Annotated in this window: 27 protein-coding genes; 15 read left to right on the top strand and 12 right to left on the bottom strand. The window is 62.6% G+C overall.

Annotation, left to right across the window (positions count from 1 at the left end; translation table 11 throughout):
• Window position 1: 1 nt before the first annotated feature.
• Both SPISAL_RS06360 and SPISAL_RS06355 read left to right on the top strand, forming a co-directional pair.
• The gene (locus SPISAL_RS06360) at window positions 2-193 is read left to right on the top strand and encodes a hypothetical protein (protein ID WP_016353654.1); all 192 of its coding nucleotides are present in this window, start codon (window positions 2-4) and stop codon (window positions 191-193) included.
• On the top strand, window positions 190-1656 hold the full coding sequence (locus SPISAL_RS06355; RefSeq protein ID WP_016353653.1) for a sodium:solute symporter family protein: 1467 nt from the start codon (window positions 190-192) through the stop codon (window positions 1654-1656). Before SPISAL_RS06360 ends, SPISAL_RS06355 begins: the two co-directional genes overlap by 4 nt.
• A gap of 8 nt (window positions 1657-1664) precedes the next feature.
• Here the strand turns inward: SPISAL_RS06355 and SPISAL_RS06350 are convergent, their stop codons facing one another.
• Window positions 1665-2270 (bottom strand): chalcone isomerase family protein, encoded by a 606-nt coding sequence (locus tag SPISAL_RS06350; protein ID WP_016353652.1) that lies wholly within the window; start codon window positions 2268-2270, stop codon window positions 1665-1667.
• Window positions 2267-2827 carry a DUF3833 domain-containing protein gene (locus tag SPISAL_RS06345; protein ID WP_016353651.1) on the bottom strand — a complete coding sequence of 187 codons (561 nt, stop codon included), beginning with the start codon at window positions 2825-2827 and terminating at the stop codon, window positions 2267-2269. The genes SPISAL_RS06350 and SPISAL_RS06345 overlap by 4 nt, the downstream gene beginning before the upstream one ends.
• Before the next feature lie 89 nt (window positions 2828-2916).
• On the opposite strand from SPISAL_RS06345, the gene SPISAL_RS06340 reads away from it, so the two are divergent.
• A complete protein-coding gene (locus SPISAL_RS06340; RefSeq protein ID WP_016353650.1) occupies window positions 2917-3621 on the top strand; it encodes a DUF3429 family protein in 705 nt (234 codons plus the stop codon).
• On the opposite strand, the gene SPISAL_RS06335 is transcribed toward SPISAL_RS06340, so the two are convergent.
• Window positions 3605-5014, bottom strand: a complete 1410-nt coding sequence (locus SPISAL_RS06335) for a phospholipase D-like domain-containing protein (protein ID WP_016353649.1) — start codon at window positions 5012-5014, stop codon at window positions 3605-3607. The genes SPISAL_RS06340 and SPISAL_RS06335 overlap by 17 nt on opposite strands.
• Before the next feature lie 66 nt (window positions 5015-5080).
• Here SPISAL_RS06335 and SPISAL_RS06330 point away from each other — a divergent pair, with 66 nt between their 5' ends.
• From SPISAL_RS06330 to SPISAL_RS06290, 10 genes are all read left to right on the top strand, one after another.
• Window positions 5081-6610 (top strand): LysM peptidoglycan-binding domain-containing protein, encoded by a 1530-nt coding sequence (locus tag SPISAL_RS06330; RefSeq protein ID WP_016353648.1) that lies wholly within the window; start codon window positions 5081-5083, stop codon window positions 6608-6610.
• A gap of 42 nt (window positions 6611-6652) precedes the next feature.
• The gene (locus tag SPISAL_RS06325) at window positions 6653-7150 is read left to right on the top strand and encodes a tellurite resistance TerB family protein (RefSeq protein ID WP_016353647.1); all 498 of its coding nucleotides are present in this window, start codon (window positions 6653-6655) and stop codon (window positions 7148-7150) included.
• A complete protein-coding gene (locus SPISAL_RS06320) occupies window positions 7150-7632 on the top strand; it encodes a hypothetical protein (RefSeq protein ID WP_016353646.1) in 483 nt (160 codons plus the stop codon). Before SPISAL_RS06325 ends, SPISAL_RS06320 begins: the two co-directional genes overlap by 1 nt.
• A 38-nt stretch (window positions 7633-7670) precedes the next feature.
• Complete coding sequence (locus SPISAL_RS08945; RefSeq protein ID WP_187287962.1) at window positions 7671-7817, top strand: hypothetical protein; 147 nt, start codon at window positions 7671-7673, stop codon at window positions 7815-7817.
• Between the two features lie 155 nt (window positions 7818-7972).
• Window positions 7973-10129: an adenosylcobalamin-dependent ribonucleoside-diphosphate reductase gene (locus SPISAL_RS06315; protein WP_016353645.1), complete on the top strand. Its 2157-nt coding sequence runs from the start codon at window positions 7973-7975 to the stop codon at window positions 10127-10129.
• Between the two features lie 11 nt (window positions 10130-10140).
• The gene (locus SPISAL_RS06310) at window positions 10141-10857 is read left to right on the top strand and encodes a TSCPD domain-containing protein (RefSeq protein WP_016353644.1); all 717 of its coding nucleotides are present in this window, start codon (window positions 10141-10143) and stop codon (window positions 10855-10857) included.
• 76 nt (window positions 10858-10933) lie between these two features.
• On the top strand, window positions 10934-11305 hold the full coding sequence (locus tag SPISAL_RS08700; RefSeq protein ID WP_016353643.1) for a prepilin-type N-terminal cleavage/methylation domain-containing protein: 372 nt from the start codon (window positions 10934-10936) through the stop codon (window positions 11303-11305).
• A complete protein-coding gene (locus SPISAL_RS06300; RefSeq protein WP_016353642.1) occupies window positions 11302-12141 on the top strand; it encodes a PilW family protein in 840 nt (279 codons plus the stop codon). The genes SPISAL_RS08700 and SPISAL_RS06300 overlap by 4 nt, the downstream gene beginning before the upstream one ends.
• A complete protein-coding gene (locus SPISAL_RS06295) occupies window positions 12138-12593 on the top strand; it encodes a hypothetical protein (RefSeq protein WP_144060400.1) in 456 nt (151 codons plus the stop codon). The genes SPISAL_RS06300 and SPISAL_RS06295 overlap by 4 nt, the downstream gene beginning before the upstream one ends.
• A 30-nt stretch (window positions 12594-12623) precedes the next feature.
• Window positions 12624-13481, top strand: a complete 858-nt coding sequence (locus SPISAL_RS06290; RefSeq protein ID WP_041389273.1) for a D-amino-acid transaminase — start codon at window positions 12624-12626, stop codon at window positions 13479-13481.
• Between the two features lie 4 nt (window positions 13482-13485).
• Here the strand turns inward: SPISAL_RS06290 and dsbG are convergent, their stop codons facing one another.
• From dsbG to SPISAL_RS06255, 7 genes are all read right to left on the bottom strand, one after another.
• Window positions 13486-14259, bottom strand: a complete 774-nt coding sequence (gene dsbG, locus SPISAL_RS06285) for a thiol:disulfide interchange protein DsbG (RefSeq protein WP_016353639.1) — start codon at window positions 14257-14259, stop codon at window positions 13486-13488.
• A gap of 137 nt (window positions 14260-14396) precedes the next feature.
• The gene (locus SPISAL_RS06280) at window positions 14397-14732 is read right to left on the bottom strand and encodes a high-potential iron-sulfur protein (protein ID WP_016353638.1); all 336 of its coding nucleotides are present in this window, start codon (window positions 14730-14732) and stop codon (window positions 14397-14399) included.
• 136 nt (window positions 14733-14868) lie between these two features.
• Entirely contained in the window at window positions 14869-15828 is a 960-nt protein-coding gene (locus SPISAL_RS06275) for an SLAC1 anion channel family protein (RefSeq protein WP_016353637.1), read from the bottom strand.
• 4 nt (window positions 15829-15832) lie between these two features.
• The gene (locus tag SPISAL_RS06270) at window positions 15833-16180 is read right to left on the bottom strand and encodes a DUF5368 family protein (protein ID WP_016353636.1); all 348 of its coding nucleotides are present in this window, start codon (window positions 16178-16180) and stop codon (window positions 15833-15835) included.
• A gap of 12 nt (window positions 16181-16192) precedes the next feature.
• Entirely contained in the window at window positions 16193-17527 is a 1335-nt protein-coding gene (locus SPISAL_RS06265; protein WP_016353635.1) for an NAD(P)/FAD-dependent oxidoreductase, read from the bottom strand.
• A 186-nt stretch (window positions 17528-17713) separates the two neighbouring features.
• Window positions 17714-18085, bottom strand: a complete 372-nt coding sequence (locus SPISAL_RS06260; protein ID WP_016353634.1) for a hypothetical protein — start codon at window positions 18083-18085, stop codon at window positions 17714-17716.
• 92 nt (window positions 18086-18177) lie between these two features.
• Window positions 18178-19677 carry a protein adenylyltransferase SelO gene (locus SPISAL_RS06255; RefSeq protein WP_016353633.1) on the bottom strand — a complete coding sequence of 500 codons (1500 nt, stop codon included), beginning with the start codon at window positions 19675-19677 and terminating at the stop codon, window positions 18178-18180.
• 101 nt (window positions 19678-19778) lie between these two features.
• On the opposite strand from SPISAL_RS06255, the gene SPISAL_RS06250 reads away from it, so the two are divergent.
• Window positions 19779-20282: a disulfide bond formation protein B gene (locus tag SPISAL_RS06250; RefSeq protein WP_016353632.1), complete on the top strand. Its 504-nt coding sequence runs from the start codon at window positions 19779-19781 to the stop codon at window positions 20280-20282.
• Window positions 20279-22210 (top strand): DNA repair helicase YoaA, encoded by a 1932-nt coding sequence (gene yoaA, locus SPISAL_RS06245; RefSeq protein ID WP_016353631.1) that lies wholly within the window; start codon window positions 20279-20281, stop codon window positions 22208-22210. Before SPISAL_RS06250 ends, yoaA begins: the two co-directional genes overlap by 4 nt.
• On the opposite strand, the gene SPISAL_RS06240 is transcribed toward yoaA, so the two are convergent.
• Window positions 22189-22578 carry an ectoine synthase gene (locus SPISAL_RS06240; RefSeq protein WP_016353630.1) on the bottom strand — a complete coding sequence of 130 codons (390 nt, stop codon included), beginning with the start codon at window positions 22576-22578 and terminating at the stop codon, window positions 22189-22191. The genes yoaA and SPISAL_RS06240 overlap by 22 nt on opposite strands.
• Window positions 22579-22622: 44 nt before the next feature.
• Window positions 22623-23156 carry a diaminobutyrate acetyltransferase gene (gene ectA, locus SPISAL_RS06235; protein WP_016353629.1) on the bottom strand — a complete coding sequence of 178 codons (534 nt, stop codon included), beginning with the start codon at window positions 23154-23156 and terminating at the stop codon, window positions 22623-22625.
• Between the last annotated feature and the right edge of the window lie 99 nt (window positions 23157-23255).

Below are 23255 nucleotides of genomic sequence, written 5' to 3'. Positions count from 1 at the left end.
TATGTCCGATGATCATCGCCGAGGGACAGTGACCCTTGCCTTGCTGGGCCTGGTGATTTTGCTGGCCTACATTGTTCCCTACGGCTTTTTGCAAAATATTGAGTCCTGGTATGGCGCCTTTTTGTTTTGGACGCTCTTTGGCGTTGTGGCGATCGGTCTGATCTTCCGTCTCGTCTGGAGCTGGCGGTCATGACGCTCGGCGTTAGCGTGGCCCTGATCGCCTACGCCTTGCTTGGCCTGGTTGTGGCGTTTGCGGCCCGGCGCGGGCTGGGGGCAGGCGCCGGGGAATACTTTCTGGCTGGCCGGCGGGCGGGGGGTGTGCTCTCAGCCCTGAGCTACGGGGCCACCACCTACAGTGCGTTCATGATGGTTGGGCTCGCGGGGTTGACCTACGCGGGTGGCGTGGGCGCGCTGGGGTTCGAGCTGGTCTATCTCGCGGGGCTGGGTCTGGTGGCGATTTTTGGTCCGCGGTTCTGGCTGGCGGGTCAACGCTTTGGCTACATTACGCCCGCCGAAATGCTTAGCCACCGTTACGATAATGCGCTTGTGGGTGGCGTGATGGCGGTCGCGGCCTGTGTGTTTCTGATTCCCTACAGCGCGGTGCAGCTGATGGGCATCGGTTATCTGCTCTCCGGGGTCAGCGATGGGGCCATCAGCTTTGAGGCGGGCATTCTGGTGGGAACGGCGCTGGCCCTGATCTGGACACTCGCGGCCGGACTGCGCTCGGTGCTGTGGACGGACGCGCTCCAGGTCGTGGTGATGCTCGTGACCAGTCTGGTGGCGGTCGGCTTTGTTGTGGCAGCCCTCGGCGGGCCGGGTGCATTCATGGCCTCGACGGCCGAAAATCGTGGGGAATGGCTTGCGGTTCCCGGGCCCGGGCTTTTCGGTTTTATGACTTTTGTCGGTCTGACCCTGCCCTGGTTTTTCTTCTCGATTAGCAACCCCCAGGTCAGCCAGCGCCTGTTTACCACCGAGTCCATTGGCGCCATGCGCGTCATGTTGCTGGGCTTTCTGGTGCTGGGGTTTGTCTACACGCTGGTGTCGGTTATCTGGGGCTTCTCTGCGCTGCAACTGCTCCCAGCCCTTGAGCGCGCGGACCTGGCGACGCCACAGCTGCTCTCCAGCGGCGCCATTCCCACGCTGGTGAGTATTATCCTTGTGGTGGGCATTGTGGCGGCGGCGGTTTCAACGGTGGACTCAATCCTACTCAGTCTGGCCTCCTTGGCTGCACGAGATCTCTACCGGCCGTTGGCCCCAACCGGTGCTCGAGAGATGCTGGCCGGGAAAGTGGTGATGCTACTCGTGGCGGTGCTCGCCGTGCTGTTCGCCCGGCTGCAGCTGGATTTGATTACCATTCTTTCCGTGGCCTCGTCCGCGGGGCTGCTCGTGACGGTGCCGGCCATCGTCGGTGCGTTTTTCTGGCGTGGTGGATCGGCACCTGGCGCACTCGTGAGCATGGTGGTGGCTGGCATAGCCGTTACCGTCTTGCAGGTCACTGGCACCGATCCCCTGGGTGTGCCGGCATCGATCTGGGGTGGGTTGACCGCCGTGATTCTGTTCGTTGTTGTCAGCTGGCTGACGACCGCCCCGCGGGCGCGTGCCGAGGAGTTTCTGGCGCCGGTCGAGGCCGGCCTGATCAAGCACCGAATCCGCTAGCGGGGGTGTTATTCGGTCCCCGCCAGCAAGTTATCCCGTAGCGTGCTGGATAGCGGGTCTTTTTCATCAAGCCAGATGGCAAAGTAGGCTCGCGCGAAGTCGCCTCCCTCAACCGTGCCGACCGGCTCGCCGTTAAATCGCAATTCGATGCCTTCACTCGGGGTGTAATCCATGCGGTAGCGATCGCCGGGGCTTACATCCGTGAAGAGGGCATGAAACCGCTCGACCTGTGACTCGAGCTGGGCGTGTTCATCCGCTGCCAACTGGTCATCGAGCTTGGTGTTGGCGGCTTCGATGATGTCTTCGGAGCTGATGTCATGAAAATACTCGATCTCCAGACGTCGCGGCGTATCCGCCTCCAGCACCTCAGCGCGGGCCGTTTGTGGCGGCACATAGAATGCGGCGGCATAGACGGTGAACACCACGCGATATTTCGCCACGCCTGTACCGGAGAGCGCTAGGTTTTCTCCGCCGAGCTCAATGGACGTCTCGAAGGTGGCGCCGTTTTCCTCAACCGTTGCCAGGGCGATGCCCGGCAGAGCGAGCAGCCCGCTGACGATGGCGGTGAGGAGCGCCTGGCGCCACCGCTCGGGAGTTCTCAAACGCCGCATCATGGCGCCAGTCCTTGCGCGTCGGCGCGTCTGAAGAACAGGGTAACGGTCCCGACCCGGAACCCGAATTTCGTGACTTCAGCCGTATTCAACAGGGTGTCCTCATCGACCAGGATCATCCAGTCATCGAACTGGAGATTCCACGTGCGATCACCAACATCAAGCGCCAGGGTGTAGGTCCAGTTGAGCGCATTGCCCTGGCGCTCGCCCTCGGCGGTACCGACAATGTCGCCTGCCTCGCCGGTATACGTGGTGTCATCGATGCGCTCGATTTCCCACACACGCCGGTCTGTCTCACCATCGTCGTAGACAAAACGCTCGTCCAGGGTGATCTGATCGCCTTCGACGGTGCCATCAATTTCAACAGTGAAACGGCGCTGCACCTCGCCGGTGCGAGACTGGAACATGCCCCAGGCCATGACCTTGCCGTCGAAATACTCCTCAATCCGGAATTCCGGTTCTTCGTCGGCGTAATCGTCTGGTGTAACACCGGCACAGGCAGCAAGGGCCAGCATGGCCAGTGCGCTGACAGCCAGCGCGTGAATTCGGGCCGCGATCATTCAGGTCTCCTTCTGTGCAATGACAGGGCTTTGGGTCGTCATCCATCTGACCCTATCATGCGGTGTGAATTCACCAACGGGAAAGCGCGATGACGGATGACAGTGAACTGCGCAAACTCGCCGGGAGCGCGGATGTGGTGGTATTCCATTCACCCGTCACTGACCTGGGCGGACTTGATGAGCGCCTGGAGCAATCCGGGCGGCACTGGCAGGCCATTGAAATGGGGATGGGGTCTAGCGAGAGCCGGGAGCAGTTTGCTCGACTCAAGGCCATGACCGGGCGCTCGACGTTGCCGCAGATCTTCGTGAACGGCCGTTTCGTGGGGGGGTTGCGTCAGGCTGAGGCCCAATTGCCGCTGACTGGACCGTATCCATCGGCAGCGGGCTGGATGGGCTACCTCGGGCTATTGCCGTTTCTGGCCGGTGCACTGGGTGTCTGGTTCGGGCCGGCTTGGCTTGCAGGTTGGTTGGCCGCCTATGGCGCCGTCATCCTCTCATTCGTCGGCGCGATTCACTGGGGGCTTGCCATGCACCGCCCAGCGGCTGCCCCCGAGGCCTTCTATGCGTCCGTTACCCCGGCGCTGGTGGGGTGGGTTGCCCTATTGCTGCCGCGGCTTATCGGGTTGCCCATTCTGGCGGCGGGGTTTATCGCCTGGCGGATATGGGAGCATCGCCAGCCCGGCGACGTCTTGCCGCGATGGTTCCGACGACTGCGGACCGTGTTGACCATTGGGGCCGTTAGCGCCCTGCTTATCGGCTGGTTTGCCTTGTTGCCGCTTACAGGTAGGGCGTAAACAGCCAGGCGATCGCGTCGCGAATTCGTGGGAGTAATGGGCGTGCGTCCAGCTCTTCCAGCGTGACGCGTTTGGCGGCCCGCCGACGCGCCTCGACGTGCGCCGCCATCTCGGCGCCGAATCGGGTGTCATAAACCTCGACGGTCACTTCGAAATTCAATCGAAGACTCCTTGGGTCAAGGTTAGCCGAGCCCACCTGGGTATATTGCCCGTCGACCACGAAAAGCTTTGTATGGTCGAAGATCCCCGGCTGGTAGTAGACCCGCACCCCCCATTTCACCAGCTCCCAGAGCATGTTGCGGGTCGCCCAATGCATGAAGGGCAGGTTGTTGCGGCCGGGCAGGATGATATCGACGCGTGTGCCGCGCACGGCAGCCGCTTGCAAAGCGGCAACCAGCTCGCGCGGCGGCAGGAAATAGGGCGTCATGATAACCACGTGTTCTCGGGCAGCGGCCACGGCGCCCACGAGCACCATGGTCAGTCGATGAAGGTCCTCGTTCGGCCCATCCAGCAGGGTTCGGCACAGCGCATCCCCTGGGTCGGGGGCGTCTGGGGTGGTCGCGGGCGTCTCCCGCTCGCCGGTGACGAACGCCCAGTCATCCAGGAAGACATCATCCAGCTGGGGCACGAGCGGGCCAGTAATGCGGAAGTGGATATCCCGAATCCCGGCGCGCGAGCCGGGCCGGTCGATCAGGTGGCGATCACCGATGTTCATGCCGCCTGTAAAGGCGATGGTGCTATCGACCAGCAATAACTTGCGGTGATTGCGCATATTGATCAGCGGGCTCGGCGGAATGAGGCGGGGTGGCAGGAATCGGGCGACCTCAAGACCGCGGCGCCGAAGTGCTCGACGGACGCGGGGCCAGCTGTACCACTCGCCCGCGCCATCAAGGAGCACACGGACGTCCACCCCGCGATCCTGGGCCATTGCGAGCGCATCGACGAACTGCTGGCCGCTGCGGTTGCTCTCGAAGATATAGGTCGACAGGAAAATGTGGCGCTGGGCCTGGTGAATGGCTTCGAGCATGGCTGGATAGGCGGCCTCACCACCGACGAGGCTCTCAATGGCATTGCCATGGGTGACCGGCAGACCGGCGACAGCGCTGGATATCTGGGCCTGTGTCCGGAAGGCAACGGGAATTTGATCAGGCAAGGTTTGCTGGGTTGTCGGTGTGCCGCCGGCGAGCTCGCCACGCAGTTGCAGGGCCCGCATGCGGACGCGGTTGATCCCGAACAGGTAGTAGAAGATCGGGCCGACGACGGGAAAGAGCAGGCAAAAGGCGATCCAGGCGAAGGCCGCGGCCGGTTCGCGCTTGTTCAAAAGCGCATGTAAGGCACTGCCAGTTGAGATGAGCAGCACCGCGACAAGGCCCAGCCATTGCACAGGTTGCATTGTCAGTGGCGGCCTCCGGGGCTAGTATCCAGATCCATAAGGGCTTCCGCCGTGCCAGGAGGTGGCATGATAACCCTCCATCGACATCTGTTGCTTGCCTTCGCTCTGGCTTGGTTGATGCTGGCGGGGTCGATTGGCCCTGCGCTGGCCCGCGATGCGCTCCCGCGTCCGGCTGAGCTCGAGCCCGCCATCGATTTCTGGACCCGCATCTATACCGAGATCCCGGTCGATCGCGGTCTGATCCACGACTCCAGTGATCCAATGACCGTCTATGGCGAGGTACCTATTGCCGAGCCCGGTGAATGGCGCATCCGGCGGCAACAGGTGCGTGCCGCGCTGGACCACTATCGGCAAGCGTTCACCTCGCTCGCTGAGCAATCCATGCGGGCGGAGTCCGCGCTCCAGGCCCGCTTGCTCGCAAGGCTTCCCGAGCATGCGGATGGCGACACGGCGCGCGCAACCGCAGAGCGGCTGCGTTTTCAGGGCGGATTGCGAGAGCGTTTTCGGCAGGGCCTCGAGCGCTCGGGCCGCTGGCGCGCGCACATTGAGGGCATCCTGGCCGATGCCGGGCTGCCGCCTGAGTTGGTCGCCTTGCCCCATGTGGAGTCCTCCTTTAATCCCGTCGCCCGTTCCCATGCCGGTGCGGCGGGTCTCTGGCAGTTCACGGTGGGCACCGGGCGGGAGTACATGACGGTTAATCGGGTGGTCGACGAGCGTCTCGATCCCTGGCGGAGCACAGAGGCGGCGGCCGCGTTGCTGACGCAGAACTACGAGCGACTGCAGAACTGGCCGATCGCGGTAACGGCGTATAACCACGGCCGCAACGGCATGCTGCGAGCCATTAAGGCCGTAGGGGATCGCGACTATGTGCGGATCCGTAGCGAATACACGGGGTCGCGGTTCGGGTTCGCCTCGCGCAACTTTTATCCGTCGTTGCTGGCGGCGGCTGACGTGGATGCGGATGCCGAGCGCTATTTTGGCGATATTGAGCGGGAGGCGCCGGTGCGCCCGATCCGTGTTGAGTTGCCGCATTTTACGCCCATGAAAACGCTACTGGCGGGCCTGGACGTCGATCTGGAGGCACTCGAAGCCCTCAATCCGTCACTGGGCCCCGCGGTTTGGGATGAGCGCAAGTTCATTCCCAAAGGCTTTCCGCTTGCGTTGCCGGCCGGGGACGAAGACTGGGCGGGTGCCGTGGCGGCATTGCCGGGGTCGGGGCTTTATCAGGGCCAGCGGCCTGACCGCCAGCATGCCATCGCGCGGGGAGAGACCTTGTCCGAGATTGCCAACCGCTATGGGGTGGGCGTCGAGACGTTGATGGCGAGTAACGGCATCGCGAATGCCAACCAGATTCGGGCCGGACAGCAGCTGCGGCTGCCCAGTGCTGGCGCGATGCCCACGCCGGTTGGTGGGCGCCATTACGAGGTTCGACCGGGCGACACGCTCGGTGCCATTGCTCAGCGTCATGGCATGGCCACCGATGACCTGAAAGCCCTGAATGCGCTTGATAATCCGGATCGGCTACAGGTGGGTCAGGAACTGCGCATCGATGGGGCGCCGCGTGTTGCGGCAGTCGACACCGGCGAGGACCTCTGATACAGAGACAGACATCCAGGCAATAAGGGATGAGCCCGGAAGATGATCGAGGCCATCAAGCGTTTCTACGAAAGTCACATGAGTCCCACCGCCGAGACAGAGGGGGCGCCAGCCCAGCATCGTCTGGAGCTCGCGACTTCCGCGCTGCTCATCGAAATGGCGCAAGCGGACAACCAGCGTCACAGCATGGAATTCCAGGCGATCCACGATGGCATCATGGAGGTCTTTGAACTGACCCCTGAAGAGACCGCGGAGGTCATCGAGCTGGCGGATCAGGAGGCCCATGAGGCCACGGATCATTTCGAATTCACGAATTTGATCAACGAGCAGTATGACTACGCGCTCAAGTGCCAGGTCGTCGAGCTGTTGTGGCGGGTCTGTTTGGCGGACTCGGAAATGGATCGTTACGAGGAGCAACTGGTTCGCAAGATCGCCGAGCTGCTGCATGTTGAGCACGGCGACTTTATTGCGGCCAAGCTTCGGGTCCAGCGCCAGTACAGCGCGAACGCCCACCTCGGCGACTATGAAGACTACGAATAATGGCGGTCTTTCGTGCCCGCCAGGTGGCCCGTATCCGGGAGGCCATCGCCAGTGGCCGACAGGCGGTGCGTCGGGCCGGCACGGCTGACCCTCGGGTATTCGCGCGTGCCTTCGTCGAAGCCGGGGGGGCGCAGGTGCCGGGCGATTCTTCCGCAGAGGCCTCGGCCGCGCTAGGGGAGCGTCTGCTTGCCAGCCTCGCCGCTGGAGACACCGGCTCAGACACGGATCCTGCGCTTAATCGAGAGCTTCAGAGAGCCCATGCGGAGGCGCACTGGGCGCTGGCACTCGATGACGATCGCATCGTGGGCTTTTTGCTCGATCTCCCCGCCGAAGCCCTGGAGACACCCACCGTCGAGGCCATGGCCCATCAGAGCCAAGGGCTGGGGCCTGGTGTCTTCCGCAAGGCGGACATCCTGGTCCTGCAGCCTGAGTGCGACGGGGCTCGCTTCATCCCTGTGACGGATCACGACATCGAGTGCTGATCCGGTCGAATAACCTTGCCAATCGGAGAGAAAACAACATGAAGGATCTGGGGCTGTTGCTGCTCGGCGTCTGGCTGCTTGTGCACGGCGCACAGGACCTGCTGGAACTCGATTTTCGTCATGACGACGTGATTCTGGCACTGCTGGGCATCGCCGCCGGCGTGCTCATTATTGTTCGACGTTGACGGTTGACTTGGGCTTATCTTGGCGTAATCTAGGGCCGTTCGCACAATATGTAGTGCCCGGGGGTGAATTGCCCGGGGATATGTTGTGGATAAATGATTACACCGCGCGTTGCCCGCGATCCGGGTGATGCGCTGAATGGCGCAAGGAGAAGCCCATGACGACTGCCACGAAATTGCGTGCGCTGCCGAAGGCCGTTGCCGAAATCCCGATCCAGCCCGCATCCGAAGATATCTGGGACAAAAAGTACCGCCTCAAGTCCAAAGACGGTGAGATTGTCGACGAGTCGGTTGATCAGACGTACCAGCGCGTAGCGCGTGCACTGGCCGACGTCGAGGCCAAAGCCGACCGTGATCATTGGTATGAGCAGTTTCTTTGGGCCCTGCGGCGCGGCGCGATCCCGGCTGGGCGAATCACATCTAACGCAGGCGCCTTGGCGCACAAGCCCGCCACCTCAACGATCAACTGCACCGTCTCGGCGACGGTTGGCGACTCGATGGACGATATCCTCGACAAGGTCCACGAGGCGGGCCTGACGCTGAAGGCCGGCTGCGGTATTGGTTACGAATTCTCCACGCTGCGCCCGAAAGGTGCGTACGTGACGGGTGCCGGCGCCTACACCTCCGGGCCACTGTCGTTTATGGATATCTACGACAAGATGTGCTTTACGGTGTCTTCTGCGGGCGGGCGCCGCGGTGCCCAGATGGCGACGTTCGATGTCGGCCATCCGGATGTCATGGACTTTATCCGGGCGAAGCGAGAGGACGGCCGGCTCCGGCAGTTCAACCTGTCCCTGCTGATCACGGATGGCTTCATGCAGGCCGTCGAGAACGGCGATGAGTGGCCGTTGGCCTTCCCCCTCAAGGCAGATGAAGCCGAGAGCGAGAACATCGATCTGAACGATACCGAGCAGGTGCTTTGGCGCGAATGGCCGAATCACAAGAGCGGCTATGTGACACGAGAGGACGGGTTGGTGGCCTGCCGGATCTATCGCTGGGTGAAGGCACAGCGGATCTGGGACATGATCATGACCTCCACCTACGACTATGCCGAGCCCGGGTTTGTGCTCATTGACCGCGTCAATGAGATGAACAACAACTGGTTCTGCGAGGACATCCGGGCGACCAACCCGTGTGGCGAGCAGCCCCTGCCGCCCCACGGCGCCTGCCTGCTCGGCTCGGTCAACCTGACCAAGTTCGTGCGTGAGCCGTTTACGGAGCGTGCGCATTTCGACTGGGATGAGTACCGTCAGGTCGTTGCGCTGTTTACCCGCATGCTCGACAACGTGGTGGAGATCAACGGTCTGCCGCTGGATCAGCAGCGTGCCGAAATCGAGCGCAAGCGCCGTCACGGCATGGGCTTTCTCGGGCTGGGATCGACCGTCACGATGCTGCGCATGAAATACGGTGATCCGGAGTCGCTCGCCTTCACCGAAGACGTGTCGCGCGAGATGGCGCTTGAGGGTTGGCGCGAAGCGTTGCGTCTGGCTGACGAAAAAGGCCCGGCCCCGATCATGGATGAGACTTTCACGGTGACCGAGCGGATGATGGCCTGGCGCCCCGAGTTGGCTGACGATGGTTACAGCGTTGGCGACGAGATCAAGGGCCGTGTGCTTTGGGGTCGGTACAGCCGCTACATGCAGCGTGTTGCCGAGGTCGAACCAGAGCTCGTGAGCGACCTGGTGGAAAAGGGCGCGCGCTTCACCCATCACACCTCGATTGCGCCCACTGGCACGATCAGCCTGTCTCTGGCGAACAACGCGTCGAATGGTATCGAGCCGAGTTTTGCTCACCATTACTTCCGCAACGTCATTCGGGAGGGCAAGAAGTCGAAGGAAAAGGTGGATGTGTTCAGCTTCGAGCTGCTGGCCTACCGTACGCTCATCGACGAAGGGGCCCTGCCCAGCACGGACCCGGAGACCCGCAATCTGCCCGATTACTTCATTGCGGCAGACGATGTGACACCCAAGCAGCACGTGGACATTCAGTCCGCTGCGCAGAAATGGGTGGACTCGAGCATCTCCAAGACGGCGAACGTGCCGACGAACTACGACTACGACGACTTCAAGGACATCTACCGTTACGCCTACCAAAACGGCCTGAAGGGATGCACGACGTTCCGCTTCAACCCGGAGGCATTCCAGGGCGTGCTCGTGAAGGAGTCCGATCTCGAGAACACGACCTATCGCTTCAAGCTGGATGACGGCCGAGTCGTTGAAGCGAAGGGCGGTGAAGAGGTCGAGTACGACGGCGAAGTTCATACCGCCGCCAACCTCTACGATGCCCTCAAGGAAGGGTACTACGGTAAGTTCTGAGGACATCTGACATGGCTGTGAAAATAGATACCAAAATCGTCGATTACGAAGTGGCCAAGGCCGACGCAGAGGCCAATGCGGCGGCGGCAAGCGAAGCGCCGAGCGCATCAGAGGCCGCGATCGAGCACATGCATGAGGAGCTCCAGCGTCCGGAGCGCCTCGAGGGGCAGACCTACAAGATCAAGACGCCCCTCTCCGAGCATGCGCTCTATGTCACCGTGAACGATCTCATTTTGAATGAGGGCACCGAGCACGAACTGCGTCGTCCGTTCGAGGTGTTCATCAATTCCAAGAACATGGACCACTTCCAGTGGATTGTGGCGCTCACGCGTATTGTCTCGGCGGTATTCCGTAAGGGCGGGGACTGCACGTTTCTGGTCGAGGAGCTGCGCAGTGTGTTTGACCCACGCGGGGGTTACTTCAAGAAAGGGGGGCGTTTCATGCCCTCGCTGGTCGCTGAAATTGGCGACGTGCTCGAGCAGCATCTTCGCTCGATCGGGATGATGGATTCCGAACCGCTTGATGAGCATCAGCGGCGCTTTATCGAGCAAAAGCGTGCGGAAGCGGAGGGCCGTGCAGCGGCTGAGCCGATCGAGGCAGACTGCGACGACAGCACGGGCGATTATCCGCCAGGCGCCGAGCTTTGCGGCAAGTGCCATACCAAAGCCATGGTGATCATGGACGGTTGCCTGACCTGCCTGAACTGCGGCGAGAGCAAATGCGGCTAGGCTGATCCGATGGCCGGCGGCCAATCGCCGCCAGGTGGCAGGGTGATCATGGGCATCACCCTGCTAATTTCTCCGCATGACCCGCGCCCGGCCCAATCGTTTACCCATCCAGCAGCGTGGCAGCACCTTGATCGAGGTGCTCGTCGCGCTGCTGGTGTTGGGTGTCGGACTGGGTGGGCTCGCGGTCAGCCAGACGCAGGCATTGACCAGCGCCCGGGCCACGCATTTTCACCTTCAAGCCGCACTACTCACCGAAGAGGTAGCGGAGTTGGCGCGGGCTTATGCGCCAGGGGCTGTTCCGATAGAGCAGCGCGAGGCTTGGCGAAAGAGGGTGGCGGCCCGGCTGCCGGACCCGTCGATCGCGCTGTCTTTGCCGGTGGGTTTCGAGTCGGGCCAGGTCACCCTCAGCTGGTCTGATCAACAGGTACACCGCCCATTTCATCCGTGAGCCATCAGCAAACCGGGTTTACGGTCCTGGAGCTGTTGATCGCCTCCAGCCTGGCTGTCGGCGTGATCTTGATGGCTGTGACCGGCTTGGGTACAGCCCGTCAGTCCGAGCAGATAGAACTGGCTTATCAGCGCCTGAATGAGAACGCCCGGCTTGCCACAGACCTCCTGCGACAAGGACTCCAGCGCGCAGGGCATCCGGGCTGCCATCCGAGCGTGCGCCGAAACCTCATCGCTGACGGGCATGACCCTGCCTGGCCGGCGGTGGAGGTCAGCGCTGAGGGTGCGCTGACGCTCACTGGCTTTCGGGCTGTGCTTGAGGCCAACATTCCCGATGAATCAGCCGGGGAGGCCATTCTTCCGCTGGGCCGTTCGCATGGCATTGCAACAGGCACGCCGGTGGTGGTGAGTGCCGCATCGGGTGATGCGTGTGCCCTGTTCATCCACACCGGGGAGGAACCGCAGGCGTTGAGCCGCGCGCCGGGGGGCGGCGCGAGTAACCGGTTGCCGGCGACGGCCTATCAGGCGCTCACGGGTGCGGTGACCGTCTTCACCCTGGAGCGCGTGATGTTTGAGGTTGGCCCGTCGTCGACGCACGCGGAACGGCGCAGTATGTTTCGCCGACGGGCATCGGCGCGCTATCGCCGCGAAGAGCTGGTAGTGGGCGTAGAGGCACTGTCCGTTCGCATGCTGAGTCATGATCAGACCGTCACGGCAGCGCCTGTCGGCGTGTCGCTCGCGCTGGAGGTGGCGAGCGGCCGCGCCGAAACGCTTGGGTCGGCGCCTTTGCGTCTACCGGTCGATCTGACGGTCGCGCTTCGCAACCGATGGCCATGATGAGCGGTCACCGCCAGCGTGGTGCGGCATTAATCGTCGTTCTGGCCGTGGTTCTGGTGGCGGCCATGATGGCTTTCGAGGGCCTTCAACGCAGTCTCCTCGCCGCGCGGGTTAGCGGCTTGGCAGCGGAGCGCGCGATCGCTTTTGAGGCGGCCGAATCGGCCTTGCGAAGGGGTGCCGCGCAGAGAGAGCGCCTCGCCCGTGCGCCGATGGTGCCAGATCCCCGAATGGATTCGGCGGCATGGCGAGCGGTGCTGTTGCGTGACGGGACGCCTGTGTCGCTTGAGGCGGATCATGCCCTTCACGAACCACCGCGGGTAGTGGTGGAGCGCACGCAATCAGGACATCGACTCACAGTGTTCGCACGAGGCCCGCGCGCGCGGGCGGAGGTCATCCTCCAGGTCCGCCTGGTTGACGACAGCCCCTCACGGCTCTGGCGTCGCCTGCGCTAGACTGCAGTTTTTGCGAAACAGGGGCGGGCCGTGTCGCGGATTGTGTATGTTAACGGGGCATTCCTCCCGGAATCCGAAGCTCGGGTGTCGGTCTTTGATCGGGGCTTTTTATTCGCGGATGCCGTGTATGAAGTCACGGCGGTCATAGAGGGGGCCCTGGTGGATTTCGACGCGCATCAGCGTCGCCTCGAGCGCAGTCTCGGCGAGCTGGGGATCGAGTTCGACGGTTCAGCGGTTGATCTGCGGGCGATCCATCGTGAGCTCCTGGCCCGCAACCAGCTGGATGAGGGATTGATTTACCTTCAGTTGACCCGCGGGTGCGCTGATCGCAGTTTTGTCCGGCCAGAGACAGCCACGCCATCGCTTGTGCTCTTCACCCAGTCGATGTCGCTGATCGATCATGCGGACGCGCGCCGTGGCCTGCGTGTGGTGACCCGGCCCGACCTGCGCTGGCATCGCCGCGATATCAAAACCACGCAGTTGCTTTACCCGTCGTTGATGAAGTCGGAAGCCGTGGCGGCCGGCGTGGATGACGTCTGGATGACCGAAGGGGGTTACGTGACCGAGGCAAGCTCGAGTAACGCCCATATCCTGACAACGGATGGCCGCCTGATAACCCGACCGTTGTCTAACGACATCTTGCACGGCATTACGCGGGCAGCGGTACTTGAGTACGCGCGCGAGTCTGGCGTGACCGTGGAGGAGCGGCCGTTCACCCCGGCGGAGGCGCTCACCGCCAAGGAGGCGTTCAACACCAGCGCAACGGCCTTCGTGACGCCGGTGATCGAACTCGATGGCCAGGCCATCGGCGAGGGCCAGCCGGGTGAGGCAACGGCGCGGCTGCGCGAACTCTACATCGATCAGAGTCGGGCACGCTTAACGCGCTGAGCCGTTATTCGGGGCGAGGGCCACCCATGACGGCGTCGAGGGTTTCATCGCGTGGCAGGCCCCGCGCCAAGGCAATCTCTCCGTCCTCGGTACGGTAGAAGACCGACGGGGTGCCGCGGATCCCGAGCTGGCTCATGAGCTCGTTGTTCTGCTGTACCTGAGTTTGCGCTTCGTCGGTCAGTGAATCAGCGGGTGTGACGCCGCCATTATCAAAATTGGCTTCATGCTGAGCCAGCGCCGTTGACGGATCGTCGGCAGACAACAGCGTGGCTGACTTGGGGAGGCTGTCTTCGCGCAGGACGCCCACCATGATATGCCGGATCTGGATCTGGCCGGATTCGACCCAGTCCCGGCTGTCTTCGTAGAAGCGATGGCAGAAGGGGCAATTGGGGTCCATGAACGCATAGACCACCCGGTCGGCGTCGGCCTCGCCGTCGGCAATCCAGTGAGCCTCAGAAAGGGCGTCCCATTCACTCTCTTGCCGCGCAGCATTCTCAGCCGACTCGATCACTGGCTGGGAGAGGTTGGTGCCCGCCTCGTCGAGCAGGGTCCCCACCAGGACATGAGTGCCATCTTCCGTGACGTAGGCGGCAAGGGTCTGGCCCTGAAAACTCACGGTATAGCCTGTCAGTCCGCCGGGTGCCTCGAAACGCTCACCAATGCTCGCGCCACGATCCTGCAGTGCCTTGATGGGCGGTGGGATGTCTTGGGCGAGCGCCGTCTGGCTGATGGCACCCAGGCTCAGGGCGAGGAGAAAGGCGCGGGTCAGGTGGCGCATGCACTCGGCTTCCAGTGGCTGAATTGGCTTTCGGTCCTCATTGGAGGATACCGAGCGCCCAGGGTTCTGACGAGGGCAAAAAAAACCCGCGCGTCAGCGTGTGAGCGCGGGTTGTAGGCGATGGTCTCGCCGTGGTGTCAGGAGGTGGCGACCCAGGCGCTGCACCAGCCATTGACGTTGACCGCCTTGCCAGGGAACGCCGTGCAGCCGCCCCACTCGGCGTCACCCTCACCGAGGTAAAGCCGGCAGTTGGCACAGTTTGCGCCCGATTCACGCATGTCGTCCTTGTCAGTAGCATCGTGCACGTAATTGAGCGCGACCGCCTGCGGATCGTCTTCCTCAAGCCGTGGCATATCCTGCGCCAGCACGTTTGAGCTGCGCACACCCATGTAGGCGAGCGGCGCGGCCGCGGCACCCAGCAGGGCCCCGCGCAGCAGGCGGCGGCGGTCATTCTGGAAAGTCTTGTCAGTCATGATGGTCCTCACGGATTACCAGAGTTAATTGCAATTGTTGTAATTTGATAGTGCAACTGTACGCACACCATGAAAACAGTAAAAGCCCTGGTCACCCTTCACATTGACCTGTGGCAATTCTCGGGTGTGCGCTGTGCTATCCCTCAGGTTGGCAGATCTGGCCATTAGCGGCTGCGCGGATCGTGAGGCCGATGAGCCAGCTGATCAGTACGGTAGTCAGTCCCAGCAGGACCGCGCCCAGCCACAGGAAGACGCCACTGCCGGTGAGTTCATGGTGGATGAGCGTTGCAATCGTCATGGCCGCCATCGGGAAGGAGTAGGCCCAGAACGATAAGAAAAACTGCAGCGAGGCGAAGCGGCGCGCCTGGACCAGTAGGAGCAGGGTGAGAAAGAGCCCGATGTTCACCAGGATCCGGGCAAACCCATCCAGACTACCTGCAAGCTGAATATAGGCCACGAAGCCCGCCGCCGGCGGGGCGACCATGATAAACAGCGTTGGCAGTAGACGCCCCGGCAAAGGGGCATGGAAGAACACTCGATAAAATACGATCTTCAGCAGCACCAGCCAGAACAGAATGCCGATGCTGAAGAAAAACCAGGACAGCGTTGCGTGTCCGAAGCCAACGCCAGCAATAGGCACGAGGATGTTGCCAACGGCTGGGATGAACCAGGTCGGGTTGATATGCGTGATTTCGAAGTGCGCCTGGTGCATCCACTGAGTCACGATGTACAGGGTGACCAGCAGATGCGCGGACGCACCGACTATCCATAGCCCGTAGGCGAGATCTGGTGACACCCCGCGCAATGCGGTCCCGAGCAGGACCAGGCTGATGCTGATCGCCGGGAAAAAACTCATTTTCACGGGGTGCCTGAGCTCTGCTGCGACCGCGGCAGGAAAGCGGACAAGCTTCGTCAGGTAGATGCCCACCAGCACAAGGAAAATCCCGGCCGTCGCGAGCACCAACGCGGTGCCCACCACGGCGGGTGTGTGCAGTACTTCTGCAGCTTTTTGCCAGGCGAGAGACAGCCCCGAGAGCCCCATGATCATGGCGAAAAAGGCGATGGGAAAATGCTCTATTCGGTGACTGTCTGTCATGGGTTTAGCCGGGTTTCCTCATCAGTAATTGAACGGGTGGATAGACCAGAATAGCGAAGGCAATGCCTAGGCCGATACCCGCGCCGATCACGGCGACGTAGTCCAGGAGACTGCTGAGCTGCGTGATACTGGCGCCCGTCCAGACTGGGAAATACAGAGCGGCACCGATTCCGCCGGCCACCCCCAGAACAGCCGACATCCGCAAAGCCGGGGCGATCCGTAGATGGCTGTGGCGGGCAATCACCCAGGCGTAAAGCAGGGCATCCGCGAGGATGACCAGCGCCAGCGGCAGTAGGACGGGGCGCAACAGCTCCAGGACGACTGCCAGAATGCCAAAAATTGAGAATTCCATTGTGTCTCTCCTTCAGACTCGGCCGCGCAGCATCGCGTTGTAGGCCGCGTGAAGCATCCGGTCCTTGAGGAACCACGGTGCCCACTGCGACTCCATCGGATCGATGAAGCTGAATGAAGGGGTCATGGCCAGATCGAAATCAAACTCCACCAGCATGGCCTGCCCTTTCTCGGTAATCAGGGGGCAAGAGGTGTAGCCATTCCAGGCGGCCGGGAATGCCTGGTCCTGGATTGCTGCCACAACGTTGTCGGCCACAACGGGGGCCTGCGCCTTGACGCTGGCTGCGGTCTTGCCTATGGGGGTACCCACGACATCGCCCGCGCCGAAAACATTGGGGTAGCGGCGGTGCTGCATGCTGTACTGGTCAACTTCAAGCCAACCCTGGAAGCTGCCGTCCTGCCAGCCGAGCTCACCGTGTCGGATCATGTCGGGTGCCGACATCGGCGGGACAACATGGATGAAGTCATAGTCCCGGGTGACTGGGCCATCCGGCGTGGTAAACGTGGCTTCCTGGCGTTCCGCGTCAATCGCGGTCAGCGGGTGGTTGTAGTCAATGGCGATGTCGCGCTTCGAGGGAAAGTAGTCTTTCAAAAACGCGTTGACATCGGGCTGCGAGAAAAGACCTTCCGCGGGGGGCAGATAATGCAGCTCGGCGTTGGCGCGATTGCCCTTATCCTGTAGGGCATCCTCGATGAGCATGGTGACCTTGAGCGGAGCACCGGCACACTTGATGGGCCCGGGTGGCCGTGTAAACAAGCCGACACCACCGGATTCGATGAAGGTGCTTGCGGCTTGCCAGGTTCGCTCGGCGTGGTCCGGTGATGCGTAGACACACCCGATGCCGTTGCGACCGATCAAATCCGTGTCCATGCCTTCGATCTCATCGAAGTTCAGCTGAAGTCCGGTGGTGATGACCAGATAGTCGTAGTCGAGGGTGTCTCCACCGGCAGTAGCCACTTGATCCTGATCGGGCATGAACTCGACGATATCGTCCTTCACCCACTCGACGCCCTCGGGAATGTAGCGCTGGTTCCGATCCTCTACGTGACCGGGCGTCCAGTTACCGGTCGCAACGAGGGTGAGGCCGGGCTGATACAGATGCACCTCGCGGCTATCGACCAGCGTAATGCGAGCGCCATCAAGCTGACGTGACAGGCGCGTCGCGATGGACAGACCGGCAGCGCCGGCACCGGCGATCAGAATACGGGCCTGTGTCTGGATGGCCCGCGCCGGTGGGCTGGCCATGAGCCCGCTAGCACCAAGACCGGTGGCCGTCGCACCGGCGACCGCGGCGGAGCCGGCTAGAAAACGGCGCCGGCTGGTGTTTTCAGGATGATTTTTCGTCATGTTGTACTCCTCCCCTCGTGGGTGGCACGGAAACGGTGCCTAACCCGTGAGTGTCCTGCCCGCGTCCAAGCGCATCAGTGACTTAGTCACCGATCATCGGTGTCGGGCCGGGTGGAGTGGTGCGGTGCGGGACCCGGCTGGCCGCCGGGGAGAGAATGGGCCAGCCGGGATCCACCGGCGAATGCGTCAGCCTTTCGAGGCGGAAGTCGGTGCGCTTTGCTGCGCCGAGCGCATCTGATCGAACCAGGTCCGCCAGAGTTGCCCGCGCATCTGCAAAGCGCCCCGTGAGACCTCCGACATCATGTCAACCACGCCATTGACGCCGGGGATTTCCCGGGTTCCCTTGCGCAGCTCATCGATGGCTTTTTCCTCAAGGCTCAGCGTTTTCTCCACCGCATCGCGTGTGGTTTCAATCTCCTGCTCAAGCATGCCGTTCAAGCCTGCCGAGTCGCTTTTCCCCGGACTCATCGCCTGCAGCGTGGAGAGCATGTAGTCACGCTGGATGGTCATCATCTCCTGGGCGAGGTTCATCATGTCAGTCGATTGCTGTTTTGCCATGGCATGGTCTCCTTGTCGGTTGATGTCTCCCCGTCCCCTGTTGCGGCAGTGTGACGACCGGGATGTTCCCGAAGCGACCTTTCGTCCCGCGATCATGTGCCGCAGAAGGTGGCAGCAATTTGCTCCTCTGGACGGGGCGGGGAGGCGAATGACTCGGCATCAGGTTGCGTCTCATACGGTCGCATCAGCACGCTCAGCAGCCGCTGCGCGGGCGCAATATCCCCTGATGCTGCCGCGGCCAATACGGCCTCGAGCTGATGATTACGGGGGATGAAGGCAGGGTTTGTGGTCAGCATGCGCGCCTGACGCTCAGAGGCGGTGGACTGACCTGCCATCTGGGCATCTTCACTGCGTAGTCGCTGCTGATAGGCCACCACCCAGTCATGCGCCTCGCGGGTATCGCCCAGCAGCGCGCAGAGGGTGTCCGCCGACGCCTGATTATCCAGGGGTGCGGTGCTGAGCTGCCGGAAGGTGTTGGTGAAGTCGGCACCCTGGCGCGCCATTAAGCCGAGCAATCGCTCGACGAGGACGTCGTCGCCGTCACGGACGTCGCTTAACCCGAGCTTGCGGGCCAGCATGGCCTGGTAGCGATCCTCAAAGCGCTGGCGGTAGGTGTCGAGCACCCGCTCCGCTGCAGACACGGCGCGGTCGCTGTCCTCATCGATGAGTGGCAATAGACACTCGGCCAGTCGAGCCAGATTCCAGTGACCGATGCGGGCCTGCTGATCGAAGGCATAACGGCCGCCATGATCGACGGAGCTGAAAAACTGCCCTGGTTCATAGGCGTCCATGAAAGCGCACGGGCCGTAATCGAGGGTTTCACCCGAGAGAGCCATGTTGTCGGTATTCATGACACCGTGAATAAAGCCCACTCGCAGCCATTCCACAATCAGGGCAGCGGTTTGATCGACCAGTGCATCGAGCAGGGCGAGCCAGCGATCAGGCGTCGGATGCGCATCGAGTGACGGGAAATGCCAGCTGATTGCGGTATCCGCCAATTGCCGCAGGGCAGCGACGTCACCGCGATGGGCGAAATACTCGAAACTGCCAAAGCGCAAATGGCTTGAGGCCACACGGGTGAGCACGGCCCCCGCTTCAGGCCCAAACGATCGGGCAATGCGCTCTCCGGTGGTAACGGCGGCCAGGGAACGCGTGGTCGGGATACTGAGGGCGTGCATGGCCTCGCTGACGATGTACTCCCGGAGCACCGGACCGATGCCAGCCCGTCCATCCCCCATGCGTGAGAAAGGCGTGGTGCCGGCGCCTTTTAACTGAAGGTCCCAGGTCGAGCCCTGGGTATCGAGCGCTTGGCCGATGATGACGGCTCGGCCATCGCCAAGCTGGGGCACCGGCTGGCCGAACTGATGACCGGCGTAGGCGAGGGCAATGGGGCGGCTGTCCGGTGGCAGCTGGTTGCCCGCCCAGCGCTGAGCAGCACTTTCGCCCTGCAGCCAATCCGGCGGCAGGCCGAGCTCTGCGCCCAATGTTTCGTTAACCAACAGCAGGGAAGGGGCCCGGACCGGGACAGGGGCCGTCTCGGCATAGCCGGATGACGGCAGCCAGTCCAGGTAGCGATTGCGTATCGTTGTCATCGTTTCAGCCTAACTGACGTGTCGGTCTGATCGCGAGACTGTGACCCGTTGCGCTGATCAGGGGTGGCGCGCGAGGGGAACCCCCGGCAGACTGCTCCCGCATGAATTTTTTCAATCAGTGGCTGAATCGTTCGCGGCCCATGAACGCGGCGCTGGGTGGGCTCTGTCTCGGGCTGGTGGTGATTGCTGTCGCCATTGAGGTTGGCCTGGGCATGGAGCCGTGCCCGCTGTGCATTTTCCAGCGCGTGGCGTTTGTGGCGATGGGCGTGGTGTTATGGCTCGGTATTGTCATACCCGGCTGGACGGTCGGGTTGCTGGCTGGGGGCGCGGCGTTGGCGGGCATTGCACTGGCGTGGCGCCACCTGTGGCTGCAATCGTTGCCCGCTGATGAGGTGCCTGCCTGTGGCCCGGGTCTCGACTATCTGGTTGATGCGTTTCCGCTTGCCGAGGTGGTCACGATGGTGCTGGCGGGGTCAGGAGAGTGTGCGGAGGTGGATCGAATCCTCGGTGTGAGTATCCCGCTGTGGACCTTGCTGGCGTTCGCGGTACTCGGCCTCGCTGCCGTGGCCATTAACGGGTTGGCTGCCGTGAAAGGTCGCTCATGAGCGAACTCGACGCGGCGGTGGCCGCCGCACTGAGTGCGGACGGCCATCTCGCGGATTTGCTCCCGGGCTATGCGCCGCGACCTGAGCAACAGGAAATGGCTGCGGCGGTGGCTGACGTCATCAACCAGGAGGAAACCCTGGTCGTTGAGGCGGGCACCGGGACGGGTAAAACGCTGGCCTATTTGCTGCCCGCGCTGCTCGCTGGCCGCCGCACGATTATCTCGACCGGTACCCGAACGCTGCAGGATCAGCTCTTTCATCGGGATCTACCCCTTGCCCGGCAAGCGGTGAATCGCCCGGTGCGCACCGCGCTCCTGAAGGGCCGGGGTAATTACCTGTGTCTTTATCGCATGGAGCGCACCCTCGAATCGGGTCGGTTGGAGAATCGGGCGCTCGCGGATGGGCTTCAGCAGGTACGCGCGTGGTCAGGACGCACGCGCAGTGGCGATCTTGCCGAAGCACCAGCCGCCGCCAGCGAACCGGCCCTGGTGCCCCGTATCACCTCCACCGCGGACAACTGTCTGGGTCAGGAGTGTCCGCTCTACAGTGAATGCTTTTTGATGGAGGCGCGGCGGCGGGCTCAGGAGGCCGAGGTCGTGGTCATCAATCACCACTTGCTGATGGCCGATTGGGCGCTGCGTGAGGGCGGCTTTGGAGAAGTCCTGCCCCAGGCTGATGTCTACATTCTGGACGAGGCCCATCAGTTGCCGGAGACCGCGGCACGTTTTTTTGGGCTAAGTGTCTCGAGTCGTCAGCTTTTTGACCTGGCCCGCGATATCCGGCTTGAGCAGCAACGTGAGGCGGGTGATGCGCCGGGCTTGTCCGAGCAGGCGGCGCGCCTGGAGCGGGCGACGGCCGACTTGCGTTTGGTGCTCGGCGATGGGATGCGCACGGCATGGCGCACGCTCGAACGGCCGGTGGGTGAGGCCGCCGAGGCGCTGGCGCATGCGCTGGCTGAAGGGATCGCAGCCTTGGCGCCTCAGGCACCTCGGGGGAAGGGCCTGGAGAGTTGTCATCGACGGGCCAATTCGCTGTATCAGGATCTCCAGCGCTTTCTCGCCGAGCCGGATGAGGGGGGGCAAGTGGGCTGGGTGGAGACACGCGGCCAGGGATTTTACCTGCGCCTGACCCCCTTGGACGTCTCTGAGCAAATGGCGGGTCAGCGGGCCCGGCATGGCCGTGCCTGGGTGCTGACCTCGGCGACACTGGCCGTTGACGGGCAATTCGGGCATTTTCTCGAGCGCCTCGGCCTGGATGATGCCCGCACACTCGCCCTCGACAGTCCGTTTGATTACCCCAACCATGCGCTGCTGTATTTGCCGGCGTCATTGCCAGAACCGAGCCACCCTGACTTTGCCGAGGCGTACTTGCAGGAGGCCCAAACCGTCCTCGAGGCAAGTCGTGGCCGGGCCTTTTTGCTGTTTACCAGTCACCGGGCGCTGCAAACCGCGGCGGACTGGCTGGCGCGGCGGGGGCATCATCAACTGCTGGTCCAGGGTGCGGCGCCGCAGCAGCAGCTGCTGGATCGCTTTCGAGAGGCCGGCGATGCCGTGCTCCTTGGCACCCAGTCCTTTTGGGAAGGCGTGGATGTCCGCGGGCCGGCGCTTTCCTGCGTGATGATCGATCGCCTGCCCTTCGGCTCACCGGCAGACCCCGTGCTTCAAGCGCGGATGGAATGGATGCGCGAGCAGGGTCGCAATCCCTTTGCCACCTATCAGCTCCCGGAAGCGGTGATCGGCCTGCGCCAGGGGGTCGGGCGTCTGATTCGGGATGCCAGCGACCGGGGCGTGCTCATGCTCGGGGATGTCCGGCTGGTGCAGCGCGGCTACGGGCGGCAGTTTCTTCACAGCCTGCCGCCCATGCCGTTGACTCGAGACCCCGCTCAGGTCAGGGCCTTTTTTGCGGATCAGTCCTCAACCAGCTCGTAGGAGCCGTCCGCATCGTGGGTCTCGCGGCCCGTCACCGGCGGGTTGAACGCACAGATCAGGCGCATGTCCTCGGTGCCACCGCGAAGGATGTGGCGGTCATGCTGGTCGAGGGCGTACAGAACACCATCATGGATGGCATGGACCTGCCCACTCGCGAGATCTTCAATGCTGCCGTTGCCGGCGACGCAATAGACGGCTTCCAGATGGTTTTTGTACCAGAGGGTCATTTCCGCGCCGGCGGGGATGATGGTCTCGTGAAACGAGAACCCCATGCCGTCACTTTTCAGCAGCAGTCGGCGGCTCGTCCAGCTCGGGCCTTCCACTTCGCGTTCGGAGCCGATGATGTCTTTCAGATCGACGATTTTCATGGGTTGAGCGTTCCTGTGTGGTGGTTGTTCCGGTGACTGGCGATTCAGGGTGCCAGGTGATTGAGCGCTGATGGCCGATACGGGCCAATGGTGAAGAGTTCTTCGGCCTCATGGCCTGCATCCGGGAAGTCATCGGCTGCAAAGCAGGGGGTGACCTCGCAATCGGTGTCGAGCTCTCGTGCGATTGAGCGAAACAGGGCCCGCGAGGCCTCGTTGTCAGGGCTGATGGTCGTTTCGAGCAGGCTGGCTCGGTCGGCGCCGGGTTGGCGCAGAAACGCCCCCACCAGGCGCTTGCCCAGGCCAGCCCCCTGAAAGGCGGGAACAATGCCGACCTGCCAGAGGAACAGAACCTCGGGACGCCGCGGTCGGCGGTAGCCGCTGGCAAACCCCACCACTTGGCCGTCGTGCTCGGCGATGACACAGGTGTCGGCAAAATCCCGGGCGAGCAGCAGGTACAGATAGCTGGAGTTGAGATCGAGTGTGCCGGTCTCTCGAGCGACTTCCCATAGGGCCGCGCCGTCACGGGGGCTGGGGGTGCGCAGGCGAATGCCCTGGTCGGGGATTTCCTCGTCGATCAATGTCCACTCCTGGCAGCGAAGCTGCGGTCAAAGCCGGATAGTAGCAACGCCTGACAGCTTGCCGCCAACAAATCCTTGGTCAGGCGTCACAGAGTGGAC

The organism is Spiribacter salinus M19-40 (assembly GCF_000319575.2).
Lineage (GTDB): Bacteria > Pseudomonadota > Gammaproteobacteria > Nitrococcales > Nitrococcaceae > Spiribacter > Spiribacter salinus.
Note: the sequence above shows the minus strand (reverse complement) of the source record. Positions and strands in the feature narration are given on the sequence as shown.

Excerpts from the sequence above, each read along its gene's own strand:
- SPISAL_RS06360 (WP_016353654.1), top strand. The coding sequence starts at position 2 with ATGTCCGATGATCATCGCCGAGGGACAGTGACCCTTGCCTTGCTGGGC.
- SPISAL_RS08700 (WP_016353643.1), top strand. The coding sequence starts at position 10,934 with ATGACCCGCGCCCGGCCCAATCGTTTACCCATCCAGCAGCGTGGCAGC.
- SPISAL_RS06250 (WP_016353632.1), top strand. The coding sequence starts at position 19,779 with ATGAATTTTTTCAATCAGTGGCTGAATCGTTCGCGGCCCATGAACGCG.
- SPISAL_RS06350 (WP_016353652.1), bottom strand. The coding sequence starts at position 2,270 with ATGATGCGGCGTTTGAGAACTCCCGAGCGGTGGCGCCAGGCGCTCCTC.
- SPISAL_RS06270 (WP_016353636.1), bottom strand. The coding sequence starts at position 16,180 with ATGGAATTCTCAATTTTTGGCATTCTGGCAGTCGTCCTGGAGCTGTTG.
- SPISAL_RS08945 (WP_187287962.1), top strand. The coding sequence starts at position 7,671 with ATGAAGGATCTGGGGCTGTTGCTGCTCGGCGTCTGGCTGCTTGTGCAC.
- dsbG (WP_016353639.1), bottom strand. The coding sequence starts at position 14,259 with ATGCGCCACCTGACCCGCGCCTTTCTCCTCGCCCTGAGCCTGGGTGCC.
- SPISAL_RS06275 (WP_016353637.1), bottom strand. The coding sequence starts at position 15,828 with ATGACAGACAGTCACCGAATAGAGCATTTTCCCATCGCCTTTTTCGCC.
- SPISAL_RS06310 (WP_016353644.1), top strand. The coding sequence starts at position 10,141 with ATGGCTGTGAAAATAGATACCAAAATCGTCGATTACGAAGTGGCCAAG.
- SPISAL_RS06295 (WP_144060400.1), top strand. The coding sequence starts at position 12,138 with ATGATGAGCGGTCACCGCCAGCGTGGTGCGGCATTAATCGTCGTTCTG.
- SPISAL_RS06345 (WP_016353651.1), bottom strand. The coding sequence starts at position 2,827 with ATGATCGCGGCCCGAATTCACGCGCTGGCTGTCAGCGCACTGGCCATG.
- SPISAL_RS06340 (WP_016353650.1), top strand. The coding sequence starts at position 2,917 with ATGACGGATGACAGTGAACTGCGCAAACTCGCCGGGAGCGCGGATGTG.
- SPISAL_RS06325 (WP_016353647.1), top strand. The coding sequence starts at position 6,653 with ATGATCGAGGCCATCAAGCGTTTCTACGAAAGTCACATGAGTCCCACC.
- SPISAL_RS06280 (WP_016353638.1), bottom strand. The coding sequence starts at position 14,732 with ATGACTGACAAGACTTTCCAGAATGACCGCCGCCGCCTGCTGCGCGGG.
- SPISAL_RS06255 (WP_016353633.1), bottom strand. The coding sequence starts at position 19,677 with ATGACAACGATACGCAATCGCTACCTGGACTGGCTGCCGTCATCCGGC.
- SPISAL_RS06260 (WP_016353634.1), bottom strand. The coding sequence starts at position 18,085 with ATGGCAAAACAGCAATCGACTGACATGATGAACCTCGCCCAGGAGATG.
- yoaA (WP_016353631.1), top strand. The coding sequence starts at position 20,279 with ATGAGCGAACTCGACGCGGCGGTGGCCGCCGCACTGAGTGCGGACGGC.
- SPISAL_RS06320 (WP_016353646.1), top strand. The coding sequence starts at position 7,150 with ATGGCGGTCTTTCGTGCCCGCCAGGTGGCCCGTATCCGGGAGGCCATC.
- SPISAL_RS06355 (WP_016353653.1), top strand. The coding sequence starts at position 190 with ATGACGCTCGGCGTTAGCGTGGCCCTGATCGCCTACGCCTTGCTTGGC.
- SPISAL_RS06240 (WP_016353630.1), bottom strand. The coding sequence starts at position 22,578 with ATGAAAATCGTCGATCTGAAAGACATCATCGGCTCCGAACGCGAAGTG.
- SPISAL_RS06335 (WP_016353649.1), bottom strand. The coding sequence starts at position 5,014 with ATGCAACCTGTGCAATGGCTGGGCCTTGTCGCGGTGCTGCTCATCTCA.
- SPISAL_RS06265 (WP_016353635.1), bottom strand. The coding sequence starts at position 17,527 with ATGACGAAAAATCATCCTGAAAACACCAGCCGGCGCCGTTTTCTAGCC.
- SPISAL_RS06330 (WP_016353648.1), top strand. The coding sequence starts at position 5,081 with ATGATAACCCTCCATCGACATCTGTTGCTTGCCTTCGCTCTGGCTTGG.
- SPISAL_RS06315 (WP_016353645.1), top strand. The coding sequence starts at position 7,973 with ATGACGACTGCCACGAAATTGCGTGCGCTGCCGAAGGCCGTTGCCGAA.